Raw genomic sequence first — 7,463 nt, forward strand, 5'->3', positions numbered from 1 at the left:
GGTTCTGACGGCTAGCTGATGCCCACGATGGGCAGGCGCAGCGCCGCCGGCGCCGCCTCGGGCACCACGGGGGCCGCGGGGCGTACCGGTTCCACGGGCACGTAGGCCGAACCGAGGGCGGGCCGTGCGTCGGGCTCCCCGGCGTTGGGCCACAGCGCGCAGGCGCGCTCGGCCTGAGCCGTGATGGTGAGCGACGGGTTCACGCCCAGGTTCGCGGTCACCGCCGACCCGTCCATGACGTGCAGGCCGTCGTGGCCGAACACGCGCAGGTAGGGGTCGACGACGCCGCTCCCGGCGTCGGACCCGATCGCGCAGCCGCCGAGGATGTGCGCCGTCAGCGGGATGTTGAACGGGTCGCCGATGGTGCCGCCGGCGATGCCCTCGACGTCGTCGCCGTCGCCCAGCTTGTCGGCCATGCGGCGCACCGCGTCGTGCCCTTCGGGGATCCAGCTGGGGTTCGGTGCACCGGTGCCCTGCCTCGACGTCATGAACCGGCCGAACGGCGAACGCCTGGTGAGCGTGACCAGGGAGTTGTCGTGGGCCTGCATGACGAGCGCGATGACCGTCCGCTCGGACCAGCGGCGCCAGTCCATCAGCACGGGCAGCCACTTCAGGTTCTTGCCCAGCTCGCCGATCCAGCGGGCGAACCGGAACGGCCCGCCGTCGACGAGGATGTGCTGCAGCGCGGCCATGACGTTGGAACCGTGGCCGTAGCGCACGGGTTCGATGTGGGTGCTCTCGTTCGGGTAGAACGACGACGTGATCGCGATGCCGCGTGAGTAGTCCGTGGCGCCGACCTTGTGCGTCATCGCGCCGAGCAGCGCCTCGGAGTTGGTCCGCGTGAGGTGTCCGAGCCGCTCCGACAGCCGCGGCAGCGTGCCGGAGTCCTTCATCGCGTGCAGGAGGCGCTGCGTGCCGAGCGTGCCGGCTCCGAGGACCACCTGCCGCGCGGTGAAGGTGCGCTTGCCCGCCCACTTCTTGCCGGTGCGGTGGGTGCGTACCTCGTAGCCGCCGTCGGGCAGCTGGCGTACGCCGTGGGCGGTGGTGAGCGGGTGCACCTCGGCGCCCGCGCGCTCGGCGAGATAGAGGTAGTTCTTGACCAGGGTGTTCTTGGCACCGTGCCGACAGCCGGTCATGCACTCGCCGCACTCGGTGCAGCCGGTGCGTTCCGGGCCGGCGCCGCCGAAGAACGGGTCGGGGGCGGGCCGCCCAGGGGACGGGTCTTCGGCGCCGCCAGGCCCGAAGTACACGCCTACGCGAGTGGGGCGGAAGGTGTGGCCGACGCCCATGTCCTCGGCCACGCTCCGGATGACCTCGTCGGCGGGGGACCGGCCGTGGTACTGGACGACGCCGAGCATGCGCTCCGCCTGGTCGTAGTACGGCGCGAGCTCGGTCTTCCAGTCGGTGATGTGGGACCACGCAGGGTCCGCGTAGAACGGGTCGAGCGGACGGTAGAGCGTGTTGGCGTAGACCAGGGAGCCACCGCCGACGCCAGCGCCCGTCAGACAGAGCACGTTGCGCAGCAGGCGCACGCGCTGGATCCCGTAGCAGCCCAGTGCCGGCGCCCACAGGAACTGCTTGAGGTGCCAGGAGTTCTGTGCGAACTCGTGGTCCTCGAACCTTCGGCCGGCCTCGAGCACACCCACGCGGTAGCCCTTTTCGGTGAGGCGGAGGGCGGCCACGCTGCCACCGAAGCCCGACCCGATCACCAAGACGTCGTAGTCCATGCCCGCGAATGTACTCGCTATTGACGCTGCGTGAAATACGCGCGCCCTGAGGCGTGGGGCAGCCGTCCGGGTGCTCCACCCGTCTCGGCCGGCAACGTGTTCACATGAAAAAATCGGCGGGATGACGGCGATGCGGGGCCGATCGGGGCGCCGTCGGCCGCTCCGCTTTGCTCAGTTCGCCGTACGGCAGGTAGCCTGGGCCGCGCGGCATGGCCCTGCGTGTACGGGGCCGCCGCGAGGAGACGTCGCATAGTCAGGTCTAGTGCGCCACCCTGCTAAGGTGGTAACGGGGCAACCCGTTCGAGGGTTCAAATCCCTCCGTCTCCGCCAGGAAGGTCCCGGCCGCGCGTGACGCCCGGGGCCTTTTCTGTGGGAGGCTTCGGAACGTCGGTTCAGCTCGCGGACCGAGCTCCGGAGGGTTGTGACGGAGTTCTCCTCGGGAATCGTGGGTTTGAGTTTGGGCCCGCGCCGAACAGGCGGTAATGTTCTCGTCGGTCGGCCGTGTGAACGGCAGGCCGGTAGCAAGTGGTACGACCAGCGCCCGTAGCTCAACGGATAGAGCATCTGACTACGGATCAGAAGGTTGGGGGTTCGAATCCCTTCGGGCGCACATCAGGAACGAAGCCCCGGTCAGCGGAAACACTGACCGGGGCTTCGTCGTTCGTAGGGCACTAATTTTCCCCACGGGTTCCGGTGACAGTGGATTAACCGTTACGCTCGGATCGAGTCAGGCCGCGGCTCATCGGCGCACCAGCGCAGGAGGACTGCATAGATGACCGCTGAGCCTTTGGAGATCGAGCGTGCTCTCACGCTCGGGCTGAACCACGTAGTAGGACGCTACCGCTACGACCTGGCCACGCAAGTGTGGTGGTGGTCGGACGAGACGTTCCAGATCCACGGCTTCGAGCCCGGCGAGGTGGTCGTGACCACGGCTCTCATCCTCGCCCACAAGCATCCCGACGACCGCGCCCGGGTGTCCCGTGTCCTGGCGAATGCCGCAGCGACGGGTAAGCCGTTCAGCAGCGTCCACCGCATCATGGATGCCCGGGGACGCGAGCGGACGCTGACCGTCGTCGGGCAGGGCAGCCGCGATCCTGAGACGCGCCAGGTCGGCGCGCTCGTCGGCTACTTCGTCGATGTGACCGCAGCGGTCAAGGCACATGCGAACGAGATGGCGAACGAGTCGATCCGCGCGTCGTCGGCGACGCGCGCGTCCATCGAGCAGGCCAAGGGAGTCATCGCCTTCGTCCTGAACGTCGACGCGGAAGAGGCGTTCGGGCGGCTGCGCAGCATCTCCAACGACACGAACGTCGCCGTACGGGACGTCGCTCTGCGAATCGTGGAGCTGGCCCGCACCGGAGGCTCGACGGAAGACGTGGTCGCCGCCCTGACAGTGGCGAGGCCCCGCCCGCCTGTCGGTTAGCCGTACGTAGTCCGCATCCCGATCGGGTCACGGTTGTGACCCAGGCCACTCGACTGTTGACCTGGCCTGTGGCTGTCGCTACGTTCACGTGCGGCACACCCGTTCGGAGAGTCGCCAGGGCGGACGTCGGAACTCAACGATGCGTTCCGGCGTCGGCCCTGGGAAGTTCCGGGCGGGCGTGCTGCCCAGGTGACGCACCCCCCCGGTCGCACGTGTGCGAGCTGGAGCGGCCGGAGACCCGGCCGAGGATGCGAAGCGGACGCGCGTGCTGGCAGGGAGGACCTCGGATGAGGGAGATCGTGCACGACGCCGGCACCAGGTCGGGCGAGTTCGTGCAGTCGCTGGAGCGCGGCCTGTCCGTGATCCGTGCGTTCGGCACGGACCGCGCCCGGATGACCTTGAGCGAGGTCGCCCGCGAGGCCGACCTGAGCCGGGCGTCCGCGCGGCGCTTCCTCCACACCCTGGTCGAGCTCGGTTACGTGGTGACCGACGGGCGGGTGTTCGCGCTGCGCCCCCAGGTGCTCGAGCTCGGGTACGCGTACCTGTCGAGCCTGTCGCTGCCGGAGGTGGCGCAGCCCCACCTGGAGCAGCTGGCGGAGGACGTCGGGGAGTCGTCGTCGGTGGCGGTGCTCGACGGCACCGACATCGTGTACGTGGCTCGCGTGGCGACCCACCGCATCATGTCTGCGGCGATCCAGATCGGCACCAGGTTCCCGGCGGTCGCTACGTCGATGGGTCGCGCCGTCCTGGCGCACGTGCCGGACGGCGAACGCGAGGCCCTCCTGGCTGCCGTCACCCTCGCGCCGCTCACCCCGCGGACGATCACGGACAAGGGCGTACTGCGGGCTGAGCTGGCCACCGTCCGGGAGCAAGGCTGGGCGCTCGTCGACCAGGAGCTCGAGGAGGGCCTGCGCTCCGTCGCCGCACCCCTGCGCGACGGGACGGGCCGGGTGGTGGCAGCCGTCAACGTCTCCGCCCCCGTCCGTCGTGGGCCGGTCGAGCACATGGCCACCGAGATCCTCCCTGCGCTGCTCCGAGCGGCCCGCGAGATCGAGGCGGATCTGGCCCGTACCCGGACCTGAGCCCGGCTGCTAGCGTGAGTGTGCGCATATGGAACTTGTGTGCGCACAGCGAACAGACAGGGGTCTGGATCGATGAGACACGCATACGTCTATGACGCGGTGCGCACTCCTTTCGGCCGGTACGGCGGGGCGCTGTCGGCGATCCGCCCGGACGATCTCGCGGCCTTCGTCGTCGGGGAGCAGACGCGCCGGGCGCCCGGCCTGGATCCGGCCCGGATCGACGACGTCATCCTGGGCAACGCGAACGGCGCCGGCGAGGAGAACCGGAACGTGGCGCGCATGGCGGTCCTGCTCGCCGGGCTGCCCCTGACGGTTCCCGGGGCCACCGTGAACCGGCTGTGCGGCTCGTCGCTCGAGGCAGTCGTCCAGGCGGCTCGCGCCGTGGAGTCGGGCGACGCCGACGTGGTCGTCGCGGGCGGGGTCGAGTCGATGAGCCGCGCACCCTGGGTGATGCGCAAACCCGAGCGCGCCTATCCGGCGGGCAACAGCGAGCTCGTCTCGACCACGCTGGGCTGGCGGCTGGTCAACGCGCGGATGCAGCCCGACTGGACCGTCTCCCTCGGCGAGGCCACCGAACGCCTGCGGGAGAAGTACGGCGTCACGCGAGAGCGCCAGGACGAGTTCGCCCTGCGCAGCCACCGGCTGGCGCACGAGGCCTGGGAGGCCGGCCGGTACGACGACCTGGTCACCGCGTACCCCGAGACCGATCTGCTGCGGGACGAACCCGTTCGCCCGGGCAGCACCGTGGAGCAGCTGGCCGCTCTGAAGCCGTCGTTCCGCGCCGAGGGCGGCACCATCACCGCGGGGAACGCCTCGCCGCTGACGGACGGCGCCAGCTCCGCGCTGATCGGCTCGGAGTCCGCGGCCGACCACACCGGCCTCGAACCGCTCGCCCGTATCGCGGGCCGAGCGTCGGTCGCCAACGAGCCCCAGTACTTCGGGTACGCCCCTGTGGAAGCCGTCGACCGCGCGCTGTCGAAGAGCGGTATCGCCTGGGCCGACGTCGGCGCCGTCGAGCTCAACGAGGCGTTCGCCGCTCAGTCGCTCGCCTGCATCGACGCCTGGGGCGTGGACCTGGACATCGTCAACGCATGGGGCGGCGCGACGGCGCTCGGCCATCCGCTCGGCGCCTCGGGCACCCGGATCCTGGGGACGCTCGCGCGCCGGCTCGTCGCGGAGGACCAGCGGTGGGGCGTCGCCGCGATCTGTATCGGCGTGGGACAGGGCATGGCAGTGGTGCTGGAGAACGTGCGAGCCACCGTATGACCGTCCAGCTCGCACGGACCGCCCTGGAAGCGGTGGGCGACGTCGCCGACGGTTCGACGGTGATGATCGGCGGGTTCGGGCCTGCCGGTCAGCCGGTCGAGCTCATCGAGGCACTCCTGGCGCAGGGCGCCGGCGATCTCGTCGTCGTCTCCAACAACGCCGGCAACGGGGAGGACGCTCTGGCTCGGCTCATCCACCTGGGCCGCGTGCGCCGGATCGTGTGCTCGTTCCCCCGGCAGGTGGACTCGTGGCATTTCGACGAGGCCTATCGCGCCGGCCGGATCGAGCTCGAGCTGGTGCCGCAGGGCAACCTCGCCGAGCGGATCCGCGCGGCCGGCGCCGGCCTGGGAGGCTTCTTCACCCCGACCGGCTTCGGGACCCCGCTGGCCGAGGGTAAGGAGACACGCGTGGTCGACGGTGTCCCGATGGTCTTCGAGTCACCGATCCGCGCTGACCTCGCCCTGGTCAAGGCCTTCCGGGCCGACGGCGCCGGCAACCTCGTCTACCGCAAGACGGCCAGGAACTTCGGGCCGGTCATGGCCACGGCCGCGCGACGGACGGTGGCGCAGGTGACGGAGGTGGTCCCGGTCGGAGCTATCGACCCCGAGACGGTGGTGACCCCCGGCATCTACGTCGACGCCGTGGTGGAGATCGACGGCGCGACCACGCTCGCGGGCGCGCAGCCCGCAGAACGAGGAGCCGCATCATGAGCGCGGAGACGGTCGCGGCGGGCTCGCGCGGTACGGCCCCGCTCTCCATGCCGCAGCTCGCGGCCCGCGTGGCCGCGGACATCCGGCCCGGCTCGTACGTGAATCTGGGAATCGGGCTGCCGACGCTGGTGGCTGACCATCTGCCGGCCGACTCCGGCATCACCCTGCACACGGAGAACGGGCTGCTCGGCATGGGGCCGTCGCCGCGGGCGGACCTCGTGGACCCGGAGCTGATCAATGCCGGCAAGGTCCCCGTCACCGAGCTGGCCGGTGCCGCGTACTTCCACCAGGCGGACTCGTTCGCCATGATGCGTGGCGGACACATCGACGTCTGTGTACTGGGTGCCTTCCAGGTGTCGACGTCGGGCGACCTGGCGAACTGGTCGACAGGCAGCCCTGGGGCCGTACCCGCGGTGGGCGGGGCGATGGACCTGGCCGTGGGCGCCAAGCGGAGCGTCGTCATGATGAAGCTGCTGACCAAGGACGGCCGGCCCAAGCTCGTACGCGAGTGCACGCTCCCGCTCACGGGTGTCGGCTGCGTGTCGCGGATCTACAGCGATATCGCGGTGATCGACGTCGGGCCCGCACTCGACGGCGAGGCACGCCTCGTCGAAGCCTTCGGGGTCTCGCAGGGTCAGCTCGAGGAGATGCTGGGGCTGGGACTGGTTTCCAGTCAGAGCTAGCGCGGGCATGGCGTGACGACCGGGTTCGGCGCGATGACGAAATCTGAACCAAAGATTACGTAGACATGGCCGACGAGGTGAGTTCTTGGTCTGGTCACGGCCAATCTGCCGCTCCAGGCTGCGACTGAGGTCGTCCTGCATGGCTGCGGACCCCTCAGACCTGAGATGTTCTTGGAAAAACAGCCGGTGAACAGCGCTTCTGTGTCCGCCGTCACGGGCCTCGGCTTTGACGCACCCCTGGACCTGACGTACTGTTCTGGATGTCAGCCCGACGGGCCGACGGACACGGGGCCGGAAACGGCCCGGGTGGCCGCGCCGGGGCTGGATCCCATCTCTGATGCAGGGCAGTTCAAATTGCCTTGCGGGATATCGGATGTGGATCCTCTCTTGTAGAGCATGCGGGTCCAACAGGACCAGCGAGTTTGCGAGGCGGATTCGGATCTGGTAAGTTAGAGAAGTTGCCCCGGACAGGGAAGCGATCGGAAAGATTGCGGCTCTGACGGTGTGCGTCGGTTGTTTGAGAACTCAACAGTGTGCTTGATAGTCAATGCCAATGTTTTAACCCTTTGCGG

Annotated in this window: 6 protein-coding genes and 2 tRNA genes; 7 read left to right on the forward strand and 1 reads right to left on the reverse strand. The window is 69.5% G+C overall.

What is annotated here, in order from left to right; translation table 11 throughout:
* Positions 1-11: 11 nt before the first annotated feature.
* On the reverse strand, positions 12-1,727 hold the full coding sequence (locus AB0I32_RS17965; RefSeq protein ID WP_357508382.1) for a GMC family oxidoreductase: 1,716 nt from the start codon (positions 1,725-1,727) through the stop codon (positions 12-14).
* Positions 1,728-1,965: 238 nt separating this feature from the next.
* Here AB0I32_RS17965 and AB0I32_RS17970 point away from each other — a divergent pair.
* From AB0I32_RS17970 to AB0I32_RS18000, 7 genes are all read left to right on the forward strand, one after another.
* Positions 1,966-2,057: transfer RNA gene (locus tag AB0I32_RS17970), tRNA-Ser, on the forward strand.
* Positions 2,058-2,264: 207 nt separating this feature from the next.
* Positions 2,265-2,337: transfer RNA gene (locus AB0I32_RS17975), tRNA-Arg, on the forward strand.
* 162 nt (positions 2,338-2,499) lie between these two features.
* Positions 2,500-3,150: a PAS and ANTAR domain-containing protein gene (locus AB0I32_RS17980; protein ID WP_357508384.1), complete on the forward strand. Its 651-nt coding sequence runs from the start codon at positions 2,500-2,502 to the stop codon at positions 3,148-3,150.
* A gap of 287 nt (positions 3,151-3,437) precedes the next feature.
* On the forward strand, positions 3,438-4,232 hold the full coding sequence (locus AB0I32_RS17985; RefSeq protein ID WP_357508386.1) for an IclR family transcriptional regulator C-terminal domain-containing protein: 795 nt from the start codon (positions 3,438-3,440) through the stop codon (positions 4,230-4,232).
* A gap of 72 nt (positions 4,233-4,304) precedes the next feature.
* Positions 4,305-5,498 carry a thiolase family protein gene (locus tag AB0I32_RS17990; RefSeq protein WP_357508388.1) on the forward strand — a complete coding sequence of 398 codons (1,194 nt, stop codon included), beginning with the start codon at positions 4,305-4,307 and terminating at the stop codon, positions 5,496-5,498.
* Entirely contained in the window at positions 5,495-6,208 is a 714-nt protein-coding gene (locus tag AB0I32_RS17995; RefSeq protein WP_357508390.1) for a 3-oxoacid CoA-transferase subunit A, read from the forward strand. The genes AB0I32_RS17990 and AB0I32_RS17995 overlap by 4 nt, the downstream gene beginning before the upstream one ends.
* Entirely contained in the window at positions 6,205-6,891 is a 687-nt protein-coding gene (locus AB0I32_RS18000) for a 3-oxoacid CoA-transferase subunit B (RefSeq protein WP_357508392.1), read from the forward strand. The genes AB0I32_RS17995 and AB0I32_RS18000 overlap by 4 nt, the downstream gene beginning before the upstream one ends.
* Positions 6,892-7,463 lie beyond the last annotated feature (572 nt).

The organism is Promicromonospora sp. NPDC050249, from assembly GCF_040656015.1.
Lineage (GTDB): Bacteria > Actinomycetota > Actinomycetes > Actinomycetales > Cellulomonadaceae > Promicromonospora.

Coding starts and splice junctions, on each gene's coding strand:
- AB0I32_RS17980 (WP_357508384.1), top strand. CDS start 2,500: ATGACCGCTGAGCCTTTGGAGATCGAGCGTGCTCTCACGCTCGGGCTG.
- AB0I32_RS18000 (WP_357508392.1), top strand. CDS start 6,205: ATGAGCGCGGAGACGGTCGCGGCGGGCTCGCGCGGTACGGCCCCGCTC.
- AB0I32_RS17965 (WP_357508382.1), bottom strand. CDS start 1,727: ATGGACTACGACGTCTTGGTGATCGGGTCGGGCTTCGGTGGCAGCGTG.
- AB0I32_RS17990 (WP_357508388.1), top strand. CDS start 4,305: ATGAGACACGCATACGTCTATGACGCGGTGCGCACTCCTTTCGGCCGG.
- AB0I32_RS17995 (WP_357508390.1), top strand. CDS start 5,495: ATGACCGTCCAGCTCGCACGGACCGCCCTGGAAGCGGTGGGCGACGTC.
- AB0I32_RS17985 (WP_357508386.1), top strand. CDS start 3,438: ATGAGGGAGATCGTGCACGACGCCGGCACCAGGTCGGGCGAGTTCGTG.